This window comes from Pseudomonas cimarronensis (assembly GCF_049331905.1).
In the GTDB taxonomy this organism is placed as follows: Bacteria; Pseudomonadota; Gammaproteobacteria; order Pseudomonadales; family Pseudomonadaceae; genus Aquipseudomonas.
Genome location: NZ_CP186283.1, coordinates 80,192 through 104,668, shown reverse-complemented (window position 1 = coordinate 104,668; position 24,477 = coordinate 80,192). Strand labels below are relative to the sequence as shown.

Genomic DNA, 24,477 nt, shown 5'->3' with positions numbered 1-24,477 from the left:
CAAGGAGCCGCTGTGAGCAGTACAACCCCGCGCTACAAGGCGATTGAAGCGTTCCTGCTGGAGCGCATCCACAGCGGCGCTTACCCGGTCAACCACCAGATTCCGCCGGAAGAGCAGTTGGCGCGGGATTTTGGGGTCAGCCGGATGACGGCCAACAAGGCCATTCGCGATCTGGTGCAGAAGGGCTACCTGCTGCGTCAGGCCGGCTTGGGCACCTTTGTCACCGATCGCAAGGCCGAATCCTCGCTACATGAAGTGCTGAATATTGCCAATGAAGTGCGCGGCCGTGGGCATGTCTACAGCAACGACATCATTCGTTGTGAGGCGCTGGCGGCGGATGATGAGGTGGCGTTGCGTCTGGGCCTGCGGCTGGGCGCCGAGGTGTTTCACAGCATTCTGGTGCACCGCGAGGATGGCGTGCCAATCCAGCTGGAAGACCGCTTTGTCAATCCGCGCTGGGTGCCGCATTACCTGGACAGTGATTTCTCCCGGCAGACGCCCAACGAGGTGCTTGTTAGCAGCTGCCCGATTTCCGACGTCGAGCATGTGGTCGAGGCCGTGCTGGTCGATGCGCAGGTGGCCGGTTGGCTGGCCATTGAGCCGACTGCGCCGTGCCTGAGTGTGATTCGTCGAACCTGGTCGGATGAGCACTTGGTCAGCTACGCCCGGCTGATCCATCCGGGCGATCGCTATAAGCTGCGTTCATCGCACAAACCACGCCTCGCCTAAGTAAGCGAGGGATGACCCCGATCAGTTTTTGATCTGCTGCTCGACCAGTTCTGGGTTGTCGATAAAGCGGTTACGGGTACCTTGCAGGCCGGCAATTTTGTCGTTGCGCGCCTTTTCCTCGGCATCCGGCGGGTCCATCTGGTGCCACTTCTTGTACATCTGCACCTGGCCGACGATGGGCAGGTCGTATTCAACGTGCATATAGAAAATCGCCCGGGCGATATTGCCTTTGGCTTCATCACGCGGCTCGACCAGCTGGAAGCTGGTTTTCAGGTCACAGCCGATGTCGGCGAACTTACTTGGCACGCTGTCATCCAGCTCGCCGAACTGCGCATTGCGGCGCACCAGTTCGACGCGGGTCATCGCCGGGTAGAGGTTGTGCAGGTCGGAAGCGATATATACGAAGCGCGGATTCATGATCCCGCACTGGCGGTCGGTCACACAGCGCAGCGCACTTTTCAGCTGCTTGCTGCTGTAGATCGGGCTGGCCTTGAGCTGACCGTTCTCTTCGCTGAACGCCTTGTCGCAATACAGCGTTGAACCGCCCTGGCCATAAATCTGGCTCCAGAACAGTTGCACGGCGGCTTTGGGATCGGAAAGCTGGTTTTGCCCATTGGCGGATGCAAGTGGGCTGATGCTGGCTGTCAGACAGCCGATGGCAAGAAGCAATGAGCGCATATATGGCCCCAGTGACCACCGTTGACGGGGTCTGTTGTTTTTGTAGGACGGGATCGAGTCTAACAAGACCTGCGTCACAAAATAAAGCCAAGCGTTTGCTCGGTTTTGCCGGGGAAGGCGCCGTGTAAGCCATGGCTTACACGGCGTACCGCAGATCGCCACTATGCCGAATGCCGGGCGGTGGCTAATCTGCTGTCCATGGACGTCGCGCAGGAAGCGCACTTTAGCAACAGGGATACGCGGAACAGCTGCCAGGATGGCAAGCAGATCAAGGATGTCAGCACACAGTCTGCAAAGGCCCCGCAATCGCGGGGTTTTCTTTTTTGTGCTCAGCGCATCCATGTGCTTCACCCCTTCGGGGCTTGCGCGCAAAAACGCTCCCGACGTTTTTGTGGCTTGCCATCCATGGCAGCCACCCTTCGGGCCATCGCTGCGCGATGTTAAAAATCATTCCAGATGATTTTTTATGCTCAGCGCATCCATGCGCTTCACGCCTCAGGCCATTTCTAGCCGCCATCAACCTGCACTGTCTCCGCAGTTTAGGACTCAGCGCGAAAGTACGCTGAACACCGCGCTCGCCCGAGCAATACGCACCGACTCGACGACAAAATAGCAATTGGCAAACGCCAGGCTTTTGCCGACCTTCTGCACATCGGTTTCGATGCTGATCCAGTCGCCGAGTTTGGCGATGCCGGCGTAATCGATGGTCAGGCTGCTGGTGACCAGCGGGGTTGGTGGCTCTTCGGCGAAAGCGCTGTTATAGCCCAGGGCCACATCGGCCAGGCTGCTGAGTACACCGCCATGCACCAGACCGCGCGCATTGCAGTGTTTCTCCTCGGCGCGCAGAGCAATCACCAGGCCCGTGGCGCTGCGCTGGTTGTAGATCGGCCCGAGCAAATCAAGGAAAGGGCTGCTTCTGAATAGCGGGCTAAAGCCTGCGGGGATCATACTCATCAGCGAAACCTCTTTTCTCTGGGGTGTCAGGCGGCTTGGCGTTGGCTCTGTAGTTCGGTAAACCAGTTTAGCGTTTCATCCCACAGCGCCTGCGCCGCCGGACGGAAGTAGCCCATATGGCCAATCGCGCCGATGCTGGCGGCTGAGTCGATGGTCCGTGCCTGGTAGGGCGCCTTGCTGTAGGCGGCCATAAACGCATCGCGCGAGGCCGGTGGGGCCCACAGGTCGTCCAGCGCGTTGGCGGCAATGATTGGCGTGCTGACCTGCGCGAAGCGCTCGGCGAGGCCTGGCATTTGCGGGTCTTCGAAGAAGTAGCGTGGATAGCCGCACCAGCGTTTCCACTGCTTGTACACGCCCAGCGGCAAATCTTCGCCCATGCCCAGCTTGCTCCAGGCCAGGTAGCCCTTGTAACTGGTCATCAGTGGGCCGATCAGGCGCCACATGGTCAGTACGCGCAGTTGTTCGGCCTTGGGCATCCAGCCGTGCCAGCCGGCACCGGTGCCGAAGGTGTAGAAGCCCTGGACCTGATCATGATTGGGCAGCAGGCCAAAGGCATGCCCGCCAAAGGAGTGGCCGACCATATACAGCGGCCGCTGCGGATGACGGTGCTGATCGACGGCCGCCGCGAGATCGAGGTGTGCCCAATCCAGGTAGTCCATCTTGAAGCCGCGCAGGCTGGCCGGCTTCGACTGGCCGATCCCTCGATAATCGAGGGTCAGGGTGCTGTAGCCGCGCTGCGCCGCATATTCGGCAAAGCGTCGGTAGAAACCCTGCGGCACGCCGGTGGCGCCGGCAATCACCAACTGCGCCACCGGCTCCGGGGCGTGGTACAGCGTGGCGGTCAGCGGATAACCGTCGAGTGCCGGCAGCTGCACGGTCTCGCTAAGAATGACAGGGGTATTCATGGACGGACTCCTCCCGGGAACTGTTCGCGGGTCAGGTTGAACAGGGCAGTGGCGGCGCGCTTCAGTGGCTCGCTGCTACCGGCCACGCGGGCTTGCAGCAGCCCGCCTTCATACAGCGCAACAAACAGGGCGGCGAGGTTATCCGCCTGCTCGCTGGGGTAGCCGTAGGCATGCAGTTGCGCACCCAATGCCTGGCGCACGGCGGTAAAACTGCGCTGCAGAGCGGCGCGAATCTCCACGTCTTCCGGACCGCTTTCCAGAGCGATGGTGGCCAGCGGACAACCGCGCTCGAACTGGCTGTTCTCCAGTTGTTGCAGCGCGCCCTGCAACCAGTTGTGCAGCGCCTTGAGTGGGTCGGTTTGCTGCGCAAAAAGCTGGCTGAACAGGCCGTCGATATGCCGGCTGATATGCTCGATAGCCGCCACCGCCAGCTCGCTCTTACCGCCAGGAAAGTGGTGGTACAAGCTGCCCTTGGGCGCGCCGGCAATGTCCAGCAGCTCACTCAGGCCAACGCCGTGCAGGCCTTTGCGCTGCAGAGCGTCGGCCATGGCGTGGATCAGTTTGTCGCGGGTCGAGGTCTTCTTCATGGGCTGAATATATAGACCGGTCGGTCTATTTTGCCAAGGGTTTTCTTCGCCATTGCCAGCCGATATGGCGCGACATAAGTTGGCTTTGCTGTCGACGTCCCTTCAGGTGTGCCGCCAGAGTGCGCCGGTGAGCATTTCCTTGAGCGCTTTTCCGCTACCATCTGTTTCTCTCCCGCATGCTGATAAGGATTTCCCCATGTCCATTTCCACGCTGATTATCCTGGCGGTTGTTGCCGCACTGATTTTTTACGTGATTGGCATCTACAACCAGTTGGTGACCCTGCGTAACCGCTTTCAGAATGCGTTTGCGCAGATCGAAGTACAGCTCAAGCGCCGCTATGACCTGATCCCCAATCTGGTGGAAACCGCCAAGGGCTATATGGCGCATGAGCGCGAGACGCTGGAAGCGGTGATTGCCGCGCGCAACAACGCGGTAACCGGGCTCAAGGCCGCATCCGCGCAGCCGGGCAATGCGCAGAGCATGGCGCAGCTGGGCGGCGCGGAAGGGCTGCTCAATAGCGCCCTGGGTCGCCTGAATGTCACGCTTGAGGCTTACCCGGATCTCAAGGCCTCGGCGAATATGCAGCAGCTCAGTGAAGAGCTGAGCAGCACCGAGAACAAGGTGGCCTTCGCCCGCCAGGCGTTCAACGATGCAGTCATGGCCTACAACACCTACAAGCAGGCGTTCCCACCGGTGCTGCTGGCTGCCAGCTTTGGCCACGCCCAGGACGCCAGCCTGCTGGAGTTCGCCGACAGCGCGGCGATTCAGGAAGCGCCGAAGGTATCGTTCTAAGGGCTCTCAGGGATGAATTTCTTCGAGCAACAGGATCGCGCTCGGCGTAACAGTGGGCGTCTGCTAATTCTGATGGTATTGGCGGTGCTCAGCCTGATCACCCTGACCAGCCTGGCGTTGGGCGTGGTCTGGCAATTGTTTGGGCAAAGCCATAGCTCGCTCTGGCTGGCCAGTGATGCTCCGAGTGGGCTATTGCCCAGCTGGCGGCTGGTGGGCATGGTAGCCCTGGGCGTAATCGGCGTGGTGTTGCTGGGCAGTATCTACAAGGGCTTGCAGCTCAGTCGCGGCGGTCAGGCAGTGGCCGAGCGGTTGGGTGGGCGTTTGATCAACCTCGCGCCGCAGAGCCTGGAAGAACAGCGCCTGCTCAATGTGGTGGAGGAGATGGCCTTGGCCTCGGGCACGTCGGTGCCGCCGGTGTATGTGCTGGATGACGCCGGGATCAATGCCTTTGCCGCTGGCCTGACGCCGCAGGATGCGGTGATCGGGATTACCCGTGGGGCGATCAGCCTGCTCTCGCGTGAAGAGTTGCAGGGGGTGATTGCCCACGAGTTCAGCCATATCTTCCACGGCGATATGCGCCTCAACACCCGCCTGGTGGCAGTGCTGCATGGCATTCTGCTGTTGGGGCTGATCGGTGGCTTTCTGCTGCGCAGCAGCTCCCGTGGCAGTTCGCGCTCCAGCCGCAACAACTCGGCGGCGGCGATCATCGCGGTGGGCGGCATCTTGTGGCTGCTGGGCTATGCCGGAACCTTCTTCGGCAGTCTGATCAAGGCCGCCGTGAGCCGGCAACGCGAGTTTCTCGCCGATGCTTCGGCGGTGCAGTTCACCCGCAATCCGCAGAGCATTGCCGGAGCGCTGCAGAAGATTGGTGGCAACCAGTACGGTTCGCAATTGCGCGCCGGACATGCGGCCGAGTTCAGCCATATGTATTTCGCCGCCGGTATCAGCCGCGCGCTGGAGGGCATGCTGGCGACCCATCCGCCACTGGATGAGCGGATTCGGCGTATTACGCCGGAGTGGGATGGGCGCTATCCGGCTGTCTCGATCCTCAGTGTGCTGCCCGCCGATGCCACGGCAGATCAACGTAGCGTGGCCCAGGGTTGGGATCAGGCCCTGGCCGGCTTCAGCGCTGCTTCGGCCACGGTAGCGATCGCCAGCATTGGCGAGCCGCGTGCGGCGCACTTGCAGCAAGCGCACAAGGTGCTGGATGAGCTGCACCCGGCGCTGCGTCAGGCGGCGCACCATGGTATCGGCGCCCAGGCCTTGCTGTATGGATTATTGCTGGCTCCCGCTGCGCCCTTGCGTGAGCAGCAACTGCAGATGCTCAAACCACTGCTTAGCGCCGAGCTGATGGACCATGTGCAGGCGCTGGAGCAACCGCTGCGGCAGTTGCCTGGCAACCAGCGGCTGACCGTGCTGGACCTGGCCATGCCGGCGCTCAAGCAGCTGGGCACCGAGCAGGCGGCCACGCTGTGTGCGCTGATGGCGCGGCTGATCCGTGCCGATGGCCAGGTTGAGCTGCTGGAGTGGACGTTGCTGCGTATTGTCGAGCGCAACCTGGCGCCCAGCCGCCGGCTCAGTGGCCACTTTCACCTGCTGGAACTGGCGGACGAAGCGCAGGTACTGCTGTCGTTTCTGGCGCGGGCTGGCAGCATCCTGCCAGAGCAGGCGCAGACCGCTCTGGCGCATGCGGCGGGCGAATTGCCCTACACCACGCTCAATCTGTTGCCGGCAGCGCAGTGTGATCTGAAAGCCCTGGAGGCTGCGCTCAAACGGCTCAACCAGTTACAGCCCTTGCAGAAGCCACGGCTGCTCAAGGCCATGGCGCGTTGCATCGAGCATGACGGACGTATTGAGGTTGCCGAAGCCGAGTTGTTGCGTGCGGTGGCCGACCTGCTGGATTGTCCGCTGCCGCCGCTGCTGCATTCGACCAACGGGCCGCTGGCAGGTTGACGCCGTCGGCTTCGCGGCGGAGTCTGCATAGGCAGGCTCCGCCCGGTCATCAACTTGTCACTTCGGGCGCCGATGCTTGGGCCATAGCTACAAGACCTGCCCCTTGGCCGATTGGCCACTTGTTTACTGCCTCCTGACCTTAAACGTCACGCCGGGTTGTCCGGCAAGGAGTCTGTCATGCACCTGCTTCCCCTGACCCACGATCTCTTCGACCCACAGCTGCAACTGGAGGCCGAGCCGCTATCGACTGGCGCATCGCCCTGGCTTTGCCTGGGCGTGCCGAGTATCCATCACGACATCAGCCAGACGATTGCCGCGATTGACCGCCTGAGTACGCAGTTACAGCAGGCACCTGGGCCTGAGTCTGTGCCGCGGCGTTAAGTGCTGGTCGACGGGCTGGCGCTGAACGCCTGCAGCAGGTCCTCGACAAACGCCCGCTGCGCATCGCCAGGATGCTGGCCGCGATGGCTGGCCAGGTGGAACTGCACGTCGAAGCCCAGGCTGTTGGCTTCGAGCGCGCGCAGACGCCCCGTGGCCTGCCAGGGCGCGGCGATGTGCTCCGGCAGGTAGCCGATGTGCCTGCCGGAGAGGATAAAGGCCAGGGCGCCGTCGACCTGTTCGGTCTGCGCTGAGCTGGTGCTGCTTTGCAGCGGCTCGCGTGCCTGCACAAAGCGGTAAGGGTGGTGCACGCTGTCCGCCTGTTGCAGGTCGGCCCGGCTGATCGGCCGGCGGTGGAACAATGGATGCCCTGCGGCGCAATACAGCACCTGGCGCTCGCGAAACAGCGGGTGATAGTCCAGTGCACTCTGGTTACCGGAGAAGTAGCCGATGGCCAGGTGCAGCTGGTCTTGCAGCAGGCGGCGCTCCAGTTCGGCGGGCATGGCGGTGAGCAACTCGATCTGCACCGCCTGGTTGCGTGCGCGAAAGCGCTGGATGGCCTCGGCCACCTGTTCCAGCACCTGCGCGGCCAGCCCTTCGGACAGGCCGATGCGCAGTTCGCCGAGCAGCTTGTCGGCCATGCCCTGGGCCTCGTCCTTGAAGGTGTCGATGGCACTGAACAGCCGGCGTGTGGCGCTCAGCACCTGCTCACCCTTGGGCGTCAGGCGAAAGCCCGTCTTGCCACGCTCGCACAGGCGAAAACCCAGGCGGGTTTCCAGCTTGGCCATCTGCGTGCTGATGGTCGACTGGCCAATCCCCAGTTCGCCCTGGGCGGCGCTGAAACCGCCGCACTCCACCACGGTGACAAACAGGCGCAGCAACTGCAGGTCGAGGTCGCGTAACTGGCTGAGCATGACGGCGCCTAACATTGATGAACGTCGATGCCAGAGTAGAACACTTCATATTTAAGCTAAGCAAACCGGCAGGCAGGATGTGCTCAGTTCATTCCGCACCGAGGTCATGTTTATGCGTCAGGCCCTTGTTCCGCTGCTGTTGTGTTGCGCCTTCGCCGCCCAGGCCGAAGAGAAAGCCCTGAACCTCTACAGCTGGTCCGCCTATCTGCCGGAGCAAGCGTTGCAGCGCTTCAAGGATGAAACCGGGATCAAGGTCAAATACGACATCTTCGACAGCGCCGAAGCCCTGGACAGCAAACTGCTTACCGGCGGCAGCGGTTATGACGTGGTCTTCCCGGCCTCCAGTGGGCTGGCGCGGGCGATTCAAGCCAAAGCCGTGCAGCCGCTGGATCGTACGCAACTGCCGCATCTGGAGAACCTCGACCCGGCGCTGCTGAGCAAACTTGCCAGTGCCGACCCCGGTAATCAGTACGGCCTGCCGTACACCTGGGGCACGGTCGGCGTGGGTTTCAACCTTCAGGCGCTGGAGCAGCGCTTGCCTGGCGTACCACTGAACAGCCTGGATCTGCTGTTCAAACCCGAGTACGCCAGCAAGCTCAAGGATTGCGGCATCGCGGTGATCGACTCGCCGCAGGAAGTGATCAGCATCGTCCTCAATTACCTCGGCAAAGACCCTTACAGCAGCGAGCGCGCCGACCTTGATGCGGTGGCGCAGTTGTTGGCCCAGCTGCAACCCAATCTGCGTTACGTCGGTGCCGGCCGGCATATCAATGACCTGGCCAAGGGCGAAATCTGCCTGGCGCTGACCTACAACGGCGACGCCTATATGGCGGCGGCCAACGCCGCGGAGGCCAAGCAGCCGTTCGAAGTGCAGTACCGCATCCCGCGTGAAGGCACGCTGCTGTGGTTCGACACCATGGCCATCCCGGCTGACGCACCGCACCCCAAGGCCGCTCACGCCTTTATCGATTACATGCTACGCCCCGAGGCTATCGCCGAACTGACCAACAGCGTGTTCTTCGCCAACGCCAACCAGGCTGCCACGGCGCTGGTCGACCCGGCGATCAGCGGCGATGCCGATATCTACCCCGATGAAGCGGTGCGCGCACGGCTGTTTGCCGAGCAGCTGATGCCGCTGCGCCAACAGCGTGAGCGCACGCGCATCTGGACCACATTCCGCAGTCAGTATTGAGGACAAGGCAATGGAAGCATTCAACGGCAACGACCTGGCCTTCACCCGCGACAGCCTCTACGGCACCTTCTCCGAGCCGACCTATGCGGGCGTCACCAGCTTTATGCGCCGGCGCTACAGCCGCGACCTGCAGGGCGTGGACCTGGTGGTCAGTGGGGTGCCCTTCGACACCGCCACCACCAACCGCCCCGGCACCCGCTTTGGCCCGCGCGCGATTCGTGCGGCGTCGATCACCAGCGCCTGGGAGCGGCATTACCCCTGGGAGTTCGACCCCTTCGACCACCTGGCGGTGATCGACTATGGCGACTGCAATTTCGATCACGCCCTGCCGCACAGGATTCCAGCGGCCATCGAGGCGCATGCCGAACATATCGTCCAGGCCGGCTGTGCCATGCTCACCCTGGGCGGCGACCACTTCATCAGCTACCCGCTGCTCAAGGCCCATGCGCGCAAACACGGCGCGCTGTCATTGGTGCATTTCGATGCGCACAGCGACACCTGGCCGGATCTCGACGACAGCGAGCAGGGTGTCAGCCACGGCACCATGTTCTACCACGCCGCCCGCGAGGGCCTGGTTGATCCATCGCGTTCGGTGCAGATCGGCCTGCGCACCACCAATGACGATGTGATGGGCTTTCAGGTGCTGGATGCGCGCCAGGTGCACCGTAGCACCCCGGAGCAGATCGCCGCGCAAATCCGCGCGCGGGTCGGCGACAACCCGGTGTACCTGACCTTCGATATCGACTGCCTCGATCCGGCTTTCGCCCCCGGCACCGGTACGCCGGTATGCGGCGGCCTGAGCAGCCATCAGGCGCTGGAAATCCTCCGTGCGCTGCGTGGAATCAATCTGGTCGGCATGGACGTGGTGGAAGTCTCACCACCCTATGACCACGCCGAAGTCACCGCCCTGGCCGGCGCCACGGTGGCGATGGAATTGGTGTGTTTGTATGCCGCGCGGCATAAGTTGGGCGAAAAACTGTAGGGTGGAAATCGCGGTTTATTTCCACCATGGCCTGTCCGCACGGTGGCCCTTGGTGAACCGGTAAAGCGGGGTCCACCCTACGACTAAGCCTGCCGTGTGTGATGTGTGGAAGGCGCTTTAGCGGCGAGCTTTTAGCGGCTGCTGTCGCGGCTAAAGCGGCATGCCGCCAAGCCCCTCCCACGAACGTGGCTATCTTGTGGGAACGGGCCATGCCCACGATAAAACCGAGACCCGCGCGTTACTGCGCCTGCAACAGGTAATGGCGTTTCTTGCCCAGGCTGAGCCTGCGCCCCAATTGCCAGGCCTGCAGCGGCTGGTCCGGGTTGCTCTGGCGTTCGCCATCCAGCAGCAGGCCGCCGCCGCTCGCCAGGCGGCGCACTGCGCTGCGTGAGGGCTGAAGATCATGGCGCAGCAGCAGGTCGGTGAGGCTGAGACCGCCGGCCAGATCCTCTGCGCTCACGCTGAGTTGCGGCAGCTCGGCATGCGTGTCCTGCGTGCTAAACAACGCCAGGGCAGTGGCTTCGGCGTCGCGTGCGGCCTGCTCACCATGGGCCAAGGCGGTGGCGGCGTTGGCCAGGATGATTTTCGCCTGGTTCAGCTCGGCGCCTTCGAGTGCACTCAAACGCGCCACTTCATCCAGCGGCAGTTCGCTGAACAGGGCGAGAAAACGGCCCACATCGGCATCATCGCAATTGCGCCAGAACTGCCAGAAGTCGTAAGGCGCGAGCTTGTCGCCATTTAGCCACACCGCGCCGCTGGCGGACTTGCCCATCTTACGCCCGTCACGGGTAGTCAGCAGCGGCATGGTCAGGCCGAACAGCGGCTGGCAGCCCTGGCGTCGGCCCAGCTCCACACCATTGATGATATTGGCCCACTGGTCGGCGCCGCCCAGTTGCAGGGTGCAATTGTGCCGGCGCGCCAGCTCGGTGAAGTCATGGGCCTGCAGCAGGGTGTAGCCGAACTCCTGAAAACTCAGCGAGTGCTCGCGCTCCAGGCGGTTGCGCACGGCGTCGAAGGTCAGCAGGCGGTTGATGGAGAAATGCCGGCCGACCTGATCGAGAAACTGCAGGTAGCCGATGCCGTCCAGCCAGTCGGCGTTGTCCACCACCAGGCCGTCGCTGGGGCCGTCGCCCAGTTGGATGTAGCGGGCAAAGCAGCCGGTAATCCCGGCGATGTTGTGCTGGATCTGCGCTTGCGTCAGCACTGGCCGGCTGCTGTCGCGAAAACTCGGGTCGCCGATGCGCGTGGTGGCGCCGCCGATCAGCAGGATCGGCTTGTGCCCGGCGCGCTGCAGGTGGCGCATCAGCATCAACGCCTGCAAATGGCCGACGTGCAGGCTGTCCGCCGTGGCATCAAAACCGAGGTAGAAGGTGATCGGGCCCTGGTTGAGCGCCAGGCGCAGGCCATCGAGGTCGGTGCTCTGGTGGATAAAACCACGGGTAGCGAGCTGGTCGAGCAGATCAAGGGTGTTACGGGGCATACGTGTCTCCTGGTTAAGGCAAAGGCCTGAGGAGACTGGAGTGAGGGTGTGCTATCCGAGCCGCCTCAGGCGGATCGGACATGCAACAACGCATCTACCGCCTGGTGAGAGGGGGCAGGGCGTAATAGAACGCGGAAATTGGGCAGATGTGCTTGTGCATGGGCGGCACTTTACGGGCTGTGGCGAGCAAGTCAACCGCCTGTGGTCGGCGGCTCGTGCACTGCCTGGCTGGTCAAGGCCCTGTTAGTTGAGGCACAGTGAGCCATCAATCCGCCATCCACACAGCGCCGGGCCATGTTTTTTCGACCGCGAAGCAAACCGGGCAATGACAGCACCGCTGCTGTCGACGATATGCAGGACGTCGGCCAGCGTTCGCTGATCCGCATGATCTTTGCCAGCACCGGGCTGACCCTCGGGGTGTTCTGCGCGCTGCAATTTATGGCCGGGAATTATCTGTTCGCCAGTTTCGAGCTGGTCGCCACCGCAACGTTACTGTGGGGCGCGTGGCGAATTGTCCGGGTGCGCAATCTGCTGCCCTGGATCTACCTCTATCTGCTGCCGACCTTCAGCTTTCTGCTGTACATCATCGTTATTCCCAACGCCTCGAAAACCGCTTTTGTCTGGGTTTACAGCATCCCCGTGCTGTCCTACCTGCTGCTCGGCCTCAAGCGCGGCAGCTTGCTGGCGCTGCCTTTCATCCTTGGCGCCTGTCTGCTGTATCTGTACACCTACCCGATCCAACGCGATGCCGAAAGCCTGATCGACCTCGGCAACGCGGTGTTCTGCGGACTGATGATTCTGGTCTTCGTTTACCTCTACGAAGCGCGCCGCGCCACGGCCTACCAGAAGTTGCAGCATATGGCGCGCACCGATGCTCTGACCGGCGTGGCCAACCGTGGCAGCTTTCAGCAAAGCCTGGAGCAGAGCATCCGCGAGGCGCAGCGCAGCCAATCCAGGCTGGTGCTGGTGGTGCTGGATGTCGACTATTTCAAGGCGGTCAATGACCAGTACGGTCACGATGCCGGCGACCAGGCTCTGCGGCATATCTGCAACAGCCTTGGCCAGCGCTTGCGCGCCACGGACACCCTCGGCCGTCTTGGCGGGGAAGAATTCGGCCTGCTCTTGCGCAATACCGAGAGTCAGGGTGCCGAGTCGCTGGTGGAAGGTCTGCGCGCGCGGCTGTGCAGCCAGCCGATGCGATACGGCGATCAGGACATCGCGCTATCGGCCACCTTCGGCCTGGCCGAATGGCCCGTCGATGGCCGCACGGCCGAGCAGCTGTATCGCTGCGCCGATCAGCGCCTGTATCGCGGTAAGGAACAGGGCCGCAATTGCCTGGTGGGCCCGCATAGCGCTGTGGCTGAACGCGGCGACGAGTAGGCGGCATGCGAATCGTCCGTAGCGCCTCTGCTACGGCGTCTACACTCAACTTGGCTTATCGATAAACCGCTGCGTTGGCATGCCTTCGGACGACCTCCTTGGCGACGCTTATGGTCACTCAGGGACTTTTCATGACCGTCCTTTCCGCCTTTCTCAAACAGGTCATCAAACTCTGGCATGCGCCCGATCTGGCCCTGGTCGGTCAGCGTCGTGAACGGCGCATGCGCATGCTTGCCAGCTTGGTATTGCTGCTGGTCGGCAGCTTCTGGGGCCTCTTCTTCAGTCTGCGCGGCGAGTGGGGCATCGTGATGATGGACCTGCTGATGATCTTCTGTGGCATCGGCGTATTTGTCCTGACCCTACGCAACCGCGTGCGCCTGGCCAATCTGCTGCTGTTCGGCGTGATCATCCTGGTGATCGTCGCCACCACCTTGTTGATGGACCCCCACACCGCAGCGGCCCCGCGGGCCACGCACCTCTACCTGCTGCCGATTGCCGTGGCCGCGTTGATGGCCTTTCGTGATGAGCGGATGTGGCTGCGCTACGGCGTTGCACTGTTCTGCCTGGGCCTGTTCATTGTGCTCGCCTCTTCATCCTGGAGCCCGACCAGCGCTTACCACCTGCCGGATGAGGTACGGGTGAACGGTTCCTGGGTGCAGAGTGGGGCGGCCATGCTGATGCTGTTTGCCCTGCTGCACATTCTGCAGAGTGATGCCGCTGAACGCTCGATGCTTGATCGTGACCTGGAAGTGGCGCTGCGTGAGCAGCAGTTCGTGTTGCATTACCAGCCCCAGCTCAATCGCGCCGGCAAGGTGATTGGTGCCGAAGTACTGATTCGCTGGCAACACCCGCAGCGCGGCCTGGTGGCCCCGGTTGAGTTTATCGGCCATGCGGAAAAGACCGGCATGATCATCCCCATTGGCCAATGGGTGCTGGAACAGGCCGTTCGTCAGCTGCGTATCTGGCGCGACGATCCGCGTTACGCCAGCATCGGCCTGGCGGTAAATATCAGCCAGAAACAGTTTCGTCAGGCCAGCTTCGTTGCAGACATGCTGCGCTTGATCGACGAACACGCCATCGACGCCCGCCGACTCGACCTGGAACTCACCGAAACCCTGATCGTGCAGGACATCGACGATCTGCTGCGCAAGATGACGGCGCTGGTCGAGCGCGGCGTGCGCTTTTCCCTGGACGACTTCGGCACCGGCTTCTCTTCCCTCAGCCACCTCAAACGCCTGCCGCTCAACACCCTGAAGATCGACCGCTCATTTATCTGCGATGTCCTCACCGACAGCAGCAGCGAAACCATCGTGCGCACCGTGATCGCCCTCGGGCAAAGCATGGGCATGACCGTCATCGCCGAAGGCGTGGAAACCGAAGCCCAGCAACAGTTCCTGCTCAGTAATGGCTGCATGCAGTTTCAGGGCTACCTATTCAGCAAGCCGTTGCCGCTACAGGCGTTTAGCGAGTTTGTAGAACGGCGAAACGGCTGAACAGCAGACAAGAAACCCCGTAGCCAGAAACGCAAAAGCCGCGCACTGCGCGGCTTTTTGTTTGGTGGGCCCACACGGACTCGAACCGTGGACCAAAGGATTATGAGTTGCCTAGAAACGCTGCAAACCCAGTAAAACCGGGCGTAGCTTAGCGCAGGTACAGTAAGCTTAAAGTAGCGTCGTAGAGCGGGTTAAACGTAATTTAGCGAAAACTGTAAAAGCTGGGCACTGTACCGTCAGCGTACTGTTTTTTGTACCGCGAAACGGTCAGGTTTTGCTTGCGTAACAGTGCTTCACCTCGAAAACATCTGACCTAATTATGAAGATCGGTCAAGATCCGGGGCTGGCCATCAACGAGTTGTTTTACACGATCGTGGCCAGGGAGGCAGGGATTGCGGTGCCGGAGTTCTACCTCTCCGCCATCACCAAGGCTATCCGTCTGTTGCACGCCTGAGCAGGTGGAGGGCGCGCTGGCGGAGCTGTTTGCCATAGTGGCCCTGAGCTGCATCGTCGGTAAGGGTGATTCTCACCTGAAGCTTCGGCCTGGTGTGTTCCGATCCGAGCCAGCGCGATGCGCGGCTGGCTCTTGCCTGCGATATCGTCAACACCGCGGCCTATGTCCAGAGGACGTATTAGCGCTGGATCTAGTCGGCAACAAGTCGCCATTTGCGTCTCGGCAGGGGCTGCTGGACCTCGCTCAGGTTTGTGGTAAGGCCAGCAAAGGTAGTTCGTGAGAGGTTGAGCGCGCTGGAGCGAGTGCTGGCCCGTTCGACCAAGTTATGCGAGCGGGCGACGCATGTCGTCGCGGCGATTAGGCCGTGTGCCGCGCCGTTTTGTGCAGACGTTGGGCTAATGCACGCACAGGTTGGTGATAGCAACGGGGGTGAACAGGGAGGTGACCATTAATTCTCTGTGCGCCGTGGTCTGTCCCCCTATTCATTAACTCGACGAACTGGCGGGCAGTGGGTACACTGCAACCATCGAATTGGTTGTTAACAACAAATTGGCTGCCTCATGAACTACACACCGCAACAGGTTTTGTCTGCTATCGGTATAGGCCAGCAGACGTTACGTTACTGGCGGAAGGCTTTGCCCCCTTTAGCTAATCGCCGGGGGCATTCAGCTTGTTTCTCTTTTTGGGATCTTGTTGCATTAAAGGCAGTTAATCTGCTGGTGACACAGGCGGGAGTCGCTATTGGCTCAGTGACCGCTATTGCAGAAGAAATTTTTGCTGCTTGTAAAACACCAGCTCTTTTAGAGGCCGGTGAGCACGCGATTTTGGTGATACAGCCTCTGGAAATGAAAGTGCAGTGCGCGAATATAAGAACTTGGCGTTCAGATGGGACTTTAGAAATAGTACTGCCATTGATGAAGTGTATTAATGAATTGTTGAACAGTTTGCGTGATGCTGGTGACCTTGCTCCGCAAATTAGTCTTCCTTTTCCACTGGTCGCTGTTTCGGTGAAGGCATAATTTATGGATCAAATAATGCTGTCTCATCGCGCTTGGCAATATGGTTTAGGGTTGCTGCCGGTTTCTTTGTATAAAGAGCGGGATACTGAAACTAGGCATGTCCTTCTGAATGGTGTTGCAGGGAATTTTTGTCTCGATGAAGGGCTTGACTCTGGAACCGAAGAAAGAAGTGCCATTGCATGGTCTTCGAATATAGGTCACCACATAACGGTGTCGCCGGGCTATGTAGAGGTTGTTCGTTGGGATAGGCCAGATGCTGTTGAGAAGTATACAGCGTCTAGTGTTAGTAAGAATCTTGAGGAGTTTCATAGATATCTGGAGAAAAGCTCCCCGGATAGCAGTAACTCCGTAGTGTCCCACGCTCTTGGTGTTTATAGATCACTGCGCTCTAGCCTCAGAGAGGGTAGTGATGGCGCAGGTTCCCTGAGTGCATTTCTTTACCTGTTAGGCTGTGCTGCAAGCGACACTAATCCTGGTAGGGATCTTCCTAGCGACTGGCAGGTGTCTCCACTTGGCAAAGACTTGTTCGGGACTATCAATGATGCTGATCAAGGCTACCATTTTGATCGTCTTCTGGGACGCATTGGCTCGTTTCGTATGCTCAAGCCAGACTTTGGCTTGTTACTGCGGCATGCTTCAGGCGCTTTGTTCCAAGAGGCTCATGCCCAAGTTCAACTGCCGGATGAGGGGTGGCTTCCTGGTTTAGGACCTCTTGATGCTGTACTAAATACTAGGTCTTTAGGGATTAACGATGGGGCTTATTTCACCCCTCCTTCTATTGCGAGAACTCTTGCTGAGGAAGCACTGCGAGAGCTTGATATAGGTCTCTTGAGCAAAGTGGTGATCTTTGACCCCGCATGTGGGTCGGGCGAACTTCTGAAAGAGGCCCTTAGAATTCTAGAGATTCAGCGATTTAGCGGTAGTGTTGTGTTGCGCGGTTGGGACCAGTCCAATGCCGCTGTAGATATTGCTAAGTTTAGTCTTGGCTGGGAAGTGCAGGGCTGGAACGGTCGTGTGCAGATAGAGATTGAGTGCGTGAACTCCGTTACTGCACCTCAATGGCCTACCGATGTGAACGTCGTTCTCATGAATCCTCCCTTTAAATCCTGGCAGCAGATGACACTCGAGGAGCAAGACGCTGTTCAGTTACAGCTTAGTGGGCTTCAGAGTAATAAACCTAACTTGGCTTCGGTGTTCATCAGTCGTGCTAGTGCTGCTTTGGTGCCAGGCGGTGTGCTTGCGAGTGTGGCGCCAAGATCATTCTTCGACGCTTCCTCTGCTAGAAGGCTACGTGAAACATTACTTGATGTGGTGGTCCCAACTGTAATTGTGAATCTGGCAAACCCCTCACTTTATACTCATGCAACAGTTCAGTCTGGGCTGTTTGTGGCTAAGCGGGGAAGAGCCGGAAGACCAGCTGCTCTTGTTTGGACTGATCCTCGGCCAAGCTCCGTAGGCGAAGCTCTCCGAGGGCTGCGTAGATATCAGCTTGAATCCAATTTATCCATTAACGAAGATGGCTACTCCATTTATCGAGATCCAAGTGTAGGAAGTGATGCGCGCTCATGGCTCCCTAAGCCATATGAAGGATGGGCATTAGGTAAACTCCTGAATGAGCGCAGCGGTATAGTCAGCGCTAAGAGTATATTTCACATCCATCAGGGGGTTAGGATGGGTAGTGATGCTTTCTTGGTTTTGCCGTCTTTTGTGGAAAGTTTGGATGTTGAAGAGAGAAAATACTTCCGCCCTGCAGTAACCAATGCCAATCTTTCAGAGTCTAAGCTGGCTGCGGGCTCGTATATATTTTATCCGTATACTAAAGGCTTAGAGCGTATCGAGAGTGAGCAGGACCTGCAGCGCTTAGTTCCGAAATATTATTCGGAATGCTTGGGGCGCAACAAGCGAGAGCTGAGCTCTAGGAAGAGCTTGGAAAAAGCAGGGCAGCCATGGTGGGGGTTGATTTGGCCTAGAGAATGGCAGTACGAAATTAAGCCAAAATTAGTATCTAAGTACTTTGGGAAAAGTGGATCATTTGCTTGGGATGAAACTGGGGACTATGTTGTGGTTGTCGGCCATGGTTGGGTGCCGCGGGACTCCAAAAAGAATTGGGCCCATATCTCAAGTCAAGAGTATTCACTAGCTGTCGTGGCTATACTTGCAAGCTCGCTTGGGGAGCTTCTTCTTTCTCAGTCCTCTGTCCAGGTAGGCGGAGGTCAGTGGGATCTATCTAGCAAGTACGTTGGGGAGATTCCTCTGCTTGCCCCAACACAAGCAAATTCCAGAGTCCTGCGTGATTTAGCATTGTGGGGTGAAAAGCTTTCTTCTGGGGAGCGTCTAGATAGGGCTGAGCTAGACGAGTTTGTGTACGGAGCTTATGGTGTCCCCAATTATGCGGCCAGAGCTTGATTTTCTTGCTTATGATGAAAGCCTCATAAGTGGCTGTGAGAGTGTTTTAAAGAAACACTGGCACAAGTCGAGGTTTAAATTATCTAGGAAGCCCAAGGATAGCCATCGGCTGGGAACATTTTATTGCCTAATTGATACGCAGGTTCCAGGGGTAATTACCGAAGAGCGCGTAAATACTGCTCTTCCCTTGCCTGTGGTTCCTATCGAGCCATTCTCTACTCCTGGGAGCTTTTACTTTGGAGTGCGTTTGAGGTTTGATCATCAATACGAAACAAAGTACGCCCTTACCTCATTGAGTGTTTCGCTGTTTGCCGGTCGTCAACTAGAACCCATAGTAAGAGCGGAGTGGGACCGTAGAGATATTGGGAGTAGCAGGCACGCTCAGCCCCATTGGCACTTGTTGGGGTTGTCGCTTGTTGCGAAGCAGAATCTAAGTGGATTTTCTCCAGCGGGGGGAGGGCAGAACGAGGCTATTAATTTTACCTCCAATAGTCTTGAGCCCCGCACTGAGATTGAGCGGATTCATTTTCCTAGTAATGCTGCTTGGCATGCTGGAGCTTCCACGACTATCCAACACCCTTTTGTTAAAAATGAGCAAGTATTTAACTGGCTGGGGGGGTTGGCAGAGTACATGGTGGATCAACTAGGATTGGTCGTCGCCAAAAGTGGGGTGGTAGCATCTTCTTCTGCTCAGGCCCCGATGGACTTTATACCTGGCGGTTAATTTATTGATACAGCAGGACTACAGAGCTGATAGGGAAGGAATACGTAGGGATGGAATTTCCTGCTGACGTAAAAGAGTATCTTATCCAGCAGATATGCATGTCTGAATCAACCCAAGATGCAATTCTTCTGTACAGAACTGGTAAGCATTTTCTATCTGGCTGTAAATTCATATTTGCCTCGGATAGAGGCACTGATCCCGGTTATTCTGTAAATCGGGAATTTTCGGCAGGTGCGGTGGTGAGGAGCTTATTTCATAGTTCTAGGCTGCTGGTTTTAGACGACCTAACTCTGAGGGAGATGGATGGTGGCGGAGCCACTTTCCCAATTGATTACTCTATATCCTTAGATACCCAAGCTCTCAGTTATCTTGAGCCTTTTATGGTTGGGAACGTTTCAAAGTTGCCAAAGGATTATGCTGAGGTTTTTAAATTCGTTGCTCAGGATAATGTGTTTGTAGATCCAATCCCATATTGTCAGGAGAATCTAAAAAATCTTAGATTTCCTGATAAGGCTGAAAAGATATTTAATAAGATTAAGTCGTACGAAATCTTGAGGCATTTAGACGGAAGGCTTCTTTCGGTGAGCGGTATTGTGCGCTCTAAACTGACCGATCTGGAGATTGAAAGGAACGCTCAGAAACACATGTCAAGAATGTACATGAGTCTTGAGGATGCAAGGCTTATGGAGAGGATTTCATTTCGTCAGAGATTTATGTACTGCCAGTTGCTAAAAATGGCTTTGATTAATTTTACGGGCTCCCAGGATACTGTCTACGGTAAGGTCTGTAGATTTCTTGATTTCTGTGATCAGTCTTTGGCTACGATGGGGGCAAGAGAGATTGCTGTCGCCAAGAGGTACTTTACGCAGGGGCAGGAGTTTAGATTCTTTGGTAAGATACAAAAAAATAAGCCGGATATGTTTGGTGCTCTCGATGGTATGGCTTGGGATCTTTGGCATGTCAGGCAGCTTGAAGAAAGTATGACTCTCGCTCCAGACTCTCGGGCTCGATATTTCTTTCCATCTTTGCTCACATTTGATAAGCGATTTATTGAGGTAATGGATCTATATCCACTCAGGTCGCTGGCATATGTTGAAGGTGAGAATATGCCCATGCCTTTCTATAGCGGTGACTGGTTTGCTCTCGTGGCAGATTATCCAGAGGAGCAGAATAGCATTGCGGAGCGGTACTATTCTCTTGATGCTAAGAGAAGCAGGCAAGCTAGACGAAGTGGTTGTGAGAAGAATTTAGATGTGATTATTGATGAGCTAGAGCGAGAATTAATTAAGATTAGCCCAGGTTCTAAGAAATTAAGTTAGATATTTATAAGTGAGCGAATTGATTTCTGTCCGAACACCCTGCTTCATTGCTTTGGCTCTGAAAGATTCTGCATCGTTCGACACTTCGGAAAACTTGAGCATCCCCAAAACTGCTGCCCTGCTTTCGCCCCGGCTTTCACTGTGCGTATCAGCAGCGCACTGCCGCACTTCGGGCATTGCCGCTCGGCTGTCGGATCACTACGGCGCTTGAGGTTTTGCACGTGCTCGCGATGGGTGGCGAGGATTGGCGCGCGGCGGCCGGTTTGCAGGGCGTGCAGCATGGCGTCGACTTCAGCTTCGCTGAAGACCGGCTGCTGGAATGACTTGATATAGCGGAGAAAGCTGATGCCCTGGGTGACGTTGGCCGGCACTTCGGTTTTGAAGGTGCTGCCGCCGACAAAGGTTATGACCGAGTGCAGGTGTTCGGGGTTAACGCCAAGGGTGGCTTCCAGGGCTTTGAGGTGTTTGTAGTTCTGCCTCAGCGGGTTCTGGAATTTGAACGTGCGCTTGTAAAGCTTCTGAGTCCACTGCGCCTGCTTCTCGCTGCCGAAGATCCAACCGCTCATGTTCTTCGTTTCCAGCACGAAGATACCGTAAGGCGAGAGGAATACGTGGTCGATCTGCGTCGTACCGTCAGGCGTGTTCAGGGTGACGTTGTGCAGGCGGCGGTAGGTCTGCTTATCCAGCTTCAAATGGGCAAACAGCCGCACCAGGAGTTCGCCAATATGGCCCTTGGCCCAAGGTGACTTGAGCAGGCCGATCAGCAGCATCAGCGGGATAACCCAACCGAGTGTGCCCCAGGCTTGCGCGATGATGGGGGAGAAGTCCATTTCCTGTCCTTGGTAATCCTGAGTTAACCGGATAGTACCGAAAGTCAGCGTAAATGGACGAACGTATTCAATGGCGACAATCGGCTCATTGCGTGAGCCGAATATTCCGGCTATTCGGCTCACAAGTCTCTTGGCCGCTTTCAGGTTTCGGTTTCGGTGGCTGCGTTGATTTGTGATTAGGTCATGTATACGTTACATCTACTCTATTTTGTAACGTATTCATGACATGGACTATTCCCTAATCACACAACGTCTCGGCCAGCAGCTTCGGCAGCGTCGCCTCAATCGTGGGCTGACTCAGGCTGCTCTCGCTTCCCTGGCTTGCCTTAGCCGGCAGAAAATCATCGCTATCGAAAAGGGTGATCTGTCAGTGGGTATGATGGCTTATGCGCGTGTGCTTGCAGCTCTCGATGCTGAGCTTACTGTCGTGCCCGCAGTTATTCCCACGCTGGACGAAATCCACGGGATATTTGACTGATGGTAGAAATGCTTCTGTCTATCTGGTGTTTGCTAAGCAGTCCGGCTGCGACGTGCTCATCTAGGTACATGGCAGCCTCGGGCCACCTGATTGAACTGCATCCTCTGCGCCTCGACTACCTGGCTGATTGAGGCCACTGTCTGTGTGTCCTTTGGCCGGTATGATCTAGGCTTCGGGAGAATAAAGGTCGGTACAGCCGCTGTCGCTGCAGGCTTCGTTTCTCGTCCGATTCATTGCCTTGGCCCGCTCCGCCACTTCCTGTGCGCGCGCGATATAGCCGGCATCGCCGGTTCCTTCCGCGTCAGCCAGAAACACCTCTATATCCTCATCATCAGTCAGGTATTTGGCAGGGTCATAGGGTGTCAGCAGCTCTCTGCTCATATGGATATTCCTCGCTAGTCTAGATTTTCGCGTCGCGAAAATGAGGATGTGACTTGCTGGTCATGCTTTTTCGCGTGGCGAAAATCCGCACTGGGTGATGGCCTTTACCTGATTTGGCACTCATCCAGGCTGGGAGCAATTCGTCCGCTGTCCATGGGCTGAGGGCGTCTACCCGTGCGGCTAGTCACGCCAGTATGTCACGGGTAAGGAATTTGATTCTTTACTCACAATCGGAAGAACGTGAGTAAAAAATTGGAAAATTTACCCACGTACTGCAGGCGGCAGATTGTTTATGGCATCGCAAGGCGGCGTAGTTGAGCTCAGCCTTGCGATGACGCTTGCTCGTCCATTTGCTGCAGACGACTTAGAACCTCTTCGCGAGATCGTGGGTAGTAGATCCAGTTTCTGAACTTGGGGTTGTACTCGCCGCCCAGCTCGTTACGCCAGGACTTAAGCAGCTCAGTGATCTGTGGATTAAATGACCAGGAGCGCACGGCAACTGAGCCGGTGGGCAGTATCCGGGCAGACACCCACATGCCCATGATCGTGTAGCGGTGCTCGATGCATTTGACTTGGGGTTCTGCTGCAGGGGGGTTGCTCGGGATTGATTGCCAATCAATTGCCGGTAGCAATGGCATTGGTGGCGGTTCGGGATAGATCCAGGATTTGTTACGTGTCTGCTCCAGGATCTGAACTTTCACCTCTTCCGAGGGAATGGGCTCCTTGTTGAACAGCAGTTCGCTGAGGTCTATTTCGACAGTATTTATGCCGACGGTTTTGATTCGTTCCAGCTTTTCCTCGCCAATAAACGAGGTGACTGCGATTTCGATGAATAGCTGGCTGCCGTCTCTCAAGTGGGCGACCAGGTCAGGTTGGAATCCTTGCTGTGGGACTTCCTCATCCACCCGTTCGAAATCCCACCAGCTGGTTTGATCTTCGCTCTCCGGCCAGGTGCCAGGGATTGGGGGAAGCTGCAGGCCGAGGTGATTGCGGATGACTTGCTTGGCGTAAAGGTGCAGCAGGCTTTCGCGCTGGATGGAGCAGCTTTCCTTGTTTGAGTGATGGGAGAAGTGATGCTCACGAATCAGACCTTTGCGAGCGACTACCGGCTCACCGCAGCATATGCAGCTGCAATTGCAGGCAAGCCCGCGCAGGGCGGTTTTAATGGTGATCAGTTGGCCGTTTGGGTCGAGTGCTACGAACATGCTCATGGGCAAAGCCTCTGGTGTTAAGACGGCTTCAAGAGTCATGATTCGAGCAGGTTAAAACCTCCCCCGAACCCTGCATAAAGGGTTCGGGAGGGTTCATGGAGATGCTTGGGCCCCTTTATTTACGTGGCCTCTGGAGGGATTGTGCTGGAAGTGATGCGTTGTCTGGATGACGAACTGCGGCAGTCGCCTGCACCCGATGTAAAGGCCTACAAGGTGTTCCGGGTTTTGCTGGATGCCAGCATCAACGCCCTGGAAAAGGGGAACCAGGACCCTCAGACTTTTGATCGAGCGACCTTACTGGAAATCTGCGATCCGAAGGTGAAGGCAGCCGGCCGTGATCCTGCGCGCTGGCTATCAACCTCCACGCTGGAAACATTCCTGGACGCTCGAATGAACTCGATTCGGCGGCGTGCGGAGCAAATGGGTTTGAAGCATTTGCCGGTGATTGCCAGCAGTGAAGCGAAGGGCGGAGCAGGCAATCAGCGGATCTATTGGCTCGCAACTCGGCCGGTAGAAGCCAGTGATGGCGGCTCGTTGGTAGGGCAGGCGCATCGGCAGATCATCTACACCAGGACGGAAAACGGCGAAGTTAAGCCGGCATTATTCTTAAGGCTGTTTTTTCGCAAAGGGGTTCTGGAGAACCGAAGTTGGCGCGGTGTGTTGATGCTAAGCGCTGTACTGCTTGGTATGGGGTTCCTATTGCTTTGGGTTTTGGTATCGATATGGAGCCTCTCCGCTCTTGACCAGGCGCTCACGCTTCGCCAGCTTACAAGCAGTGCTCTCGTGGCCTTTATGGCTTGGTTCATGTGGCGCCACGTGCATCAGCCTTGGTTTCAGCTGGTAGACAATCGAGTCGTGAAGGCACCGGCTCCTTTGCTTTCACTAAAGGAGGATTCTGCCGAACTCGAAATGTACCGTGATGACGCGAAGAGACCTTGGACAAGGTTCGTGCGCTTCTCAAGTGACTGCCCATTCTGTGGCGGCCGGATTTTGCTGGCGGAAGGTAAGCCCGATCACCAGATGCCGCTTGTAGGCCGATGTGGTGAAAGCCCGCATGCGCATGTGTTTAGCTTTGACCGGGCTAGGTTGTCGGGGGTGTATATCGGCCCGAGGCTTTAGGTTTAGATTTTCGCGTGGCGAAAACAACGTGGTGACTCGGAGGTCATATTTTTTCGCGTGGCGAAAATCCGAAATACGTGATGACCTCTACCTGATTTGGAACTCACCCATGATGGGA

General features: G+C 57.6%; 23 protein-coding genes and 1 pseudogene. 15 read left to right on the top strand and 9 right to left on the bottom strand.

Features of this window, described 5'->3' with window-relative positions:
- The first annotated feature begins 12 nt into the window (after positions 1–12).
- Entirely contained in the window at positions 13–729 is a 717-nt protein-coding gene (gene hutC, locus ACOCLD_RS00485) for a histidine utilization repressor (protein ID WP_422910436.1), read from the top strand.
- Positions 730–750: 21 nt separating this feature from the next.
- Here the strand turns inward: hutC and ACOCLD_RS00480 are convergent, their stop codons facing one another.
- The 4 genes from ACOCLD_RS00480 to ACOCLD_RS00465 all read right to left on the bottom strand — a co-directional run bounded on the left by ACOCLD_RS00480 (position 751) and on the right by ACOCLD_RS00465 (position 3,853).
- The gene (locus ACOCLD_RS00480) at positions 751–1,407 is read right to left on the bottom strand and encodes an endonuclease I family protein (protein ID WP_422910435.1); all 657 of its coding nucleotides are present in this window, start codon (positions 1,405–1,407) and stop codon (positions 751–753) included.
- 546 nt (positions 1,408–1,953) lie between these two features.
- Positions 1,954–2,361: a PaaI family thioesterase gene (locus tag ACOCLD_RS00475; protein WP_422910434.1), complete on the bottom strand. Its 408-nt coding sequence runs from the start codon at positions 2,359–2,361 to the stop codon at positions 1,954–1,956.
- 26 nt (positions 2,362–2,387) lie between these two features.
- Positions 2,388–3,266, bottom strand: a complete 879-nt coding sequence (locus ACOCLD_RS00470; protein ID WP_422910433.1) for an alpha/beta fold hydrolase — start codon at positions 3,264–3,266, stop codon at positions 2,388–2,390.
- Positions 3,263–3,853, bottom strand: coding sequence for a TetR/AcrR family transcriptional regulator (locus tag ACOCLD_RS00465; protein ID WP_422910432.1), 591 nt, complete (start codon positions 3,851–3,853; stop codon positions 3,263–3,265). The genes ACOCLD_RS00470 and ACOCLD_RS00465 overlap by 4 nt, the downstream gene beginning before the upstream one ends.
- Before the next feature lie 196 nt (positions 3,854–4,049).
- Here ACOCLD_RS00465 and ACOCLD_RS00460 point away from each other — a divergent pair, with 196 nt between their 5' ends.
- The 3 genes from ACOCLD_RS00460 (at position 4,050) to ACOCLD_RS00450 (ending at position 6,980) form a co-directional block, all read left to right on the top strand.
- Positions 4,050–4,646, top strand: a complete 597-nt coding sequence (locus ACOCLD_RS00460) for a LemA family protein (RefSeq protein WP_422910431.1) — start codon at positions 4,050–4,052, stop codon at positions 4,644–4,646.
- A 12-nt stretch (positions 4,647–4,658) separates the two neighbouring features.
- Entirely contained in the window at positions 4,659–6,599 is a 1,941-nt protein-coding gene (locus ACOCLD_RS00455; protein WP_422910430.1) for a M48 family metalloprotease, read from the top strand.
- A 177-nt stretch (positions 6,600–6,776) separates the two neighbouring features.
- Positions 6,777–6,980: a hypothetical protein gene (locus tag ACOCLD_RS00450; RefSeq protein ID WP_422910429.1), complete on the top strand. Its 204-nt coding sequence runs from the start codon at positions 6,777–6,779 to the stop codon at positions 6,978–6,980.
- On the opposite strand, the gene ACOCLD_RS00445 is transcribed toward ACOCLD_RS00450, so the two are convergent.
- Positions 6,977–7,891, bottom strand: coding sequence for a LysR family transcriptional regulator (locus ACOCLD_RS00445; protein ID WP_422910428.1), 915 nt, complete (start codon positions 7,889–7,891; stop codon positions 6,977–6,979). The two genes, ACOCLD_RS00450 and ACOCLD_RS00445, sit on opposite strands and share 4 nt — an antisense overlap.
- Before the next feature lie 112 nt (positions 7,892–8,003).
- Here ACOCLD_RS00445 and ACOCLD_RS00440 point away from each other — a divergent pair, with 112 nt between their 5' ends.
- On the top strand, positions 8,004–9,083 hold the full coding sequence (locus ACOCLD_RS00440) for a polyamine ABC transporter substrate-binding protein (protein ID WP_422910427.1): 1,080 nt from the start codon (positions 8,004–8,006) through the stop codon (positions 9,081–9,083).
- Between the two features lie 10 nt (positions 9,084–9,093).
- Complete coding sequence (gene speB / locus ACOCLD_RS00435; protein ID WP_422910426.1) at positions 9,094–10,065, top strand: agmatinase; 972 nt, start codon at positions 9,094–9,096, stop codon at positions 10,063–10,065.
- A gap of 238 nt (positions 10,066–10,303) precedes the next feature.
- Here the strand turns inward: speB and tyrS are convergent, their stop codons facing one another.
- Positions 10,304–11,545: a tyrosine--tRNA ligase gene (tyrS, locus tag ACOCLD_RS00430; protein WP_422910425.1), complete on the bottom strand. Its 1,242-nt coding sequence runs from the start codon at positions 11,543–11,545 to the stop codon at positions 10,304–10,306.
- Positions 11,546–11,839: 294 nt separating this feature from the next.
- Here tyrS and ACOCLD_RS00425 point away from each other — a divergent pair, with 294 nt between their 5' ends.
- The 7 genes and pseudogenes from ACOCLD_RS00425 to ACOCLD_RS00395 all read left to right on the top strand — a co-directional run bounded on the left by ACOCLD_RS00425 (position 11,840) and on the right by ACOCLD_RS00395 (position 20,340).
- Positions 11,840–12,925 carry a GGDEF domain-containing protein gene (locus ACOCLD_RS00425; RefSeq protein ID WP_422910424.1) on the top strand — a complete coding sequence of 362 codons (1,086 nt, stop codon included), beginning with the start codon at positions 11,840–11,842 and terminating at the stop codon, positions 12,923–12,925.
- Positions 12,926–13,056: 131 nt separating this feature from the next.
- The gene (locus tag ACOCLD_RS00420) at positions 13,057–14,418 is read left to right on the top strand and encodes a putative bifunctional diguanylate cyclase/phosphodiesterase (protein ID WP_422910423.1); all 1,362 of its coding nucleotides are present in this window, start codon (positions 13,057–13,059) and stop codon (positions 14,416–14,418) included.
- A 286-nt stretch (positions 14,419–14,704) separates the two neighbouring features.
- Positions 14,705–15,324: pseudogene (locus ACOCLD_RS00415) on the top strand (HipA domain-containing protein); the annotation flags it as partial.
- Between the two features lie 108 nt (positions 15,325–15,432).
- Positions 15,433–15,891 (top strand): MerR family transcriptional regulator, encoded by a 459-nt coding sequence (locus ACOCLD_RS00410; protein WP_422910422.1) that lies wholly within the window; start codon positions 15,433–15,435, stop codon positions 15,889–15,891.
- Between the two features lie 15 nt (positions 15,892–15,906).
- Positions 15,907–18,297: an N-6 DNA methylase gene (locus tag ACOCLD_RS00405; protein ID WP_422910421.1), complete on the top strand. Its 2,391-nt coding sequence runs from the start codon at positions 15,907–15,909 to the stop codon at positions 18,295–18,297.
- Positions 18,269–19,021 (top strand): hypothetical protein, encoded by a 753-nt coding sequence (locus ACOCLD_RS00400; RefSeq protein ID WP_422910420.1) that lies wholly within the window; start codon positions 18,269–18,271, stop codon positions 19,019–19,021. Before ACOCLD_RS00405 ends, ACOCLD_RS00400 begins: the two co-directional genes overlap by 29 nt.
- 50 nt (positions 19,022–19,071) lie before the next feature.
- Entirely contained in the window at positions 19,072–20,340 is a 1,269-nt protein-coding gene (locus ACOCLD_RS00395; RefSeq protein ID WP_422910419.1) for a hypothetical protein, read from the top strand.
- A 44-nt stretch (positions 20,341–20,384) separates the two neighbouring features.
- Here ACOCLD_RS00395 and ACOCLD_RS00390 read toward each other — a convergent pair whose 3' ends face one another.
- Positions 20,385–21,170: an NERD domain-containing protein gene (locus ACOCLD_RS00390; RefSeq protein WP_422910418.1), complete on the bottom strand. Its 786-nt coding sequence runs from the start codon at positions 21,168–21,170 to the stop codon at positions 20,385–20,387.
- Positions 21,171–21,396: 226 nt separating this feature from the next.
- Between ACOCLD_RS00390 and ACOCLD_RS00385 the strand changes: the two genes are divergently transcribed.
- Positions 21,397–21,648, top strand: coding sequence for a helix-turn-helix domain-containing protein (locus tag ACOCLD_RS00385; RefSeq protein ID WP_422910417.1), 252 nt, complete (start codon positions 21,397–21,399; stop codon positions 21,646–21,648).
- 165 nt (positions 21,649–21,813) lie between these two features.
- On the opposite strand, the gene ACOCLD_RS00380 is transcribed toward ACOCLD_RS00385, so the two are convergent.
- Together ACOCLD_RS00380 and ACOCLD_RS00375 are read right to left on the bottom strand one after the other, a co-directional pair.
- Complete coding sequence (locus ACOCLD_RS00380) at positions 21,814–22,029, bottom strand: hypothetical protein (RefSeq protein ID WP_422910416.1); 216 nt, start codon at positions 22,027–22,029, stop codon at positions 21,814–21,816.
- Positions 22,030–22,349: 320 nt separating this feature from the next.
- Complete coding sequence (locus tag ACOCLD_RS00375; protein ID WP_422910415.1) at positions 22,350–23,240, bottom strand: competence protein CoiA family protein; 891 nt, start codon at positions 23,238–23,240, stop codon at positions 22,350–22,352.
- Positions 23,241–23,381: 141 nt separating this feature from the next.
- On the opposite strand from ACOCLD_RS00375, the gene ACOCLD_RS00370 reads away from it, so the two are divergent.
- Positions 23,382–24,359, top strand: a complete 978-nt coding sequence (locus ACOCLD_RS00370) for a hypothetical protein (RefSeq protein ID WP_422910414.1) — start codon at positions 23,382–23,384, stop codon at positions 24,357–24,359.
- Positions 24,360–24,477 lie beyond the last annotated feature (118 nt).

What these genes read in the sequence shown, in the direction of transcription:
- ACOCLD_RS00480 (WP_422910435.1), bottom strand. Translation starts at nt 1,407, where the DNA reads ATGCGCTCATTGCTTCTTGCCATCGGCTGTCTGACAGCCAGCATCAGC.
- ACOCLD_RS00475 (WP_422910434.1), bottom strand. Translation starts at nt 2,361, where the DNA reads ATGAGTATGATCCCCGCAGGCTTTAGCCCGCTATTCAGAAGCAGCCCT.
- ACOCLD_RS00470 (WP_422910433.1), bottom strand. Translation starts at nt 3,266, where the DNA reads ATGAATACCCCTGTCATTCTTAGCGAGACCGTGCAGCTGCCGGCACTC.
- ACOCLD_RS00465 (WP_422910432.1), bottom strand. Translation starts at nt 3,853, where the DNA reads ATGAAGAAGACCTCGACCCGCGACAAACTGATCCACGCCATGGCCGAC.
- ACOCLD_RS00460 (WP_422910431.1), top strand. Translation starts at nt 4,050, where the DNA reads ATGTCCATTTCCACGCTGATTATCCTGGCGGTTGTTGCCGCACTGATT.
- ACOCLD_RS00455 (WP_422910430.1), top strand. Translation starts at nt 4,659, where the DNA reads ATGAATTTCTTCGAGCAACAGGATCGCGCTCGGCGTAACAGTGGGCGT.
- ACOCLD_RS00450 (WP_422910429.1), top strand. Translation starts at nt 6,777, where the DNA reads ATGCACCTGCTTCCCCTGACCCACGATCTCTTCGACCCACAGCTGCAA.
- ACOCLD_RS00445 (WP_422910428.1), bottom strand. Translation starts at nt 7,891, where the DNA reads ATGCTCAGCCAGTTACGCGACCTCGACCTGCAGTTGCTGCGCCTGTTT.
- ACOCLD_RS00440 (WP_422910427.1), top strand. Translation starts at nt 8,004, where the DNA reads ATGCGTCAGGCCCTTGTTCCGCTGCTGTTGTGTTGCGCCTTCGCCGCC.
- speB (WP_422910426.1), top strand. Translation starts at nt 9,094, where the DNA reads ATGGAAGCATTCAACGGCAACGACCTGGCCTTCACCCGCGACAGCCTC.
- tyrS (WP_422910425.1), bottom strand. Translation starts at nt 11,545, where the DNA reads ATGCCCCGTAACACCCTTGATCTGCTCGACCAGCTCGCTACCCGTGGT.
- ACOCLD_RS00425 (WP_422910424.1), top strand. Translation starts at nt 11,840, where the DNA reads ATGTTTTTTCGACCGCGAAGCAAACCGGGCAATGACAGCACCGCTGCT.
- ACOCLD_RS00420 (WP_422910423.1), top strand. Translation starts at nt 13,057, where the DNA reads ATGACCGTCCTTTCCGCCTTTCTCAAACAGGTCATCAAACTCTGGCAT.
- ACOCLD_RS00410 (WP_422910422.1), top strand. Translation starts at nt 15,433, where the DNA reads ATGAACTACACACCGCAACAGGTTTTGTCTGCTATCGGTATAGGCCAG.
- ACOCLD_RS00405 (WP_422910421.1), top strand. Translation starts at nt 15,907, where the DNA reads ATGCTGTCTCATCGCGCTTGGCAATATGGTTTAGGGTTGCTGCCGGTT.
- ACOCLD_RS00395 (WP_422910419.1), top strand. Translation starts at nt 19,072, where the DNA reads ATGGAATTTCCTGCTGACGTAAAAGAGTATCTTATCCAGCAGATATGC.
- ACOCLD_RS00390 (WP_422910418.1), bottom strand. Translation starts at nt 21,170, where the DNA reads ATGGACTTCTCCCCCATCATCGCGCAAGCCTGGGGCACACTCGGTTGG.
- ACOCLD_RS00385 (WP_422910417.1), top strand. Translation starts at nt 21,397, where the DNA reads ATGGACTATTCCCTAATCACACAACGTCTCGGCCAGCAGCTTCGGCAG.
- ACOCLD_RS00380 (WP_422910416.1), bottom strand. Translation starts at nt 22,029, where the DNA reads ATGAGCAGAGAGCTGCTGACACCCTATGACCCTGCCAAATACCTGACT.
- ACOCLD_RS00375 (WP_422910415.1), bottom strand. Translation starts at nt 23,240, where the DNA reads ATGAGCATGTTCGTAGCACTCGACCCAAACGGCCAACTGATCACCATT.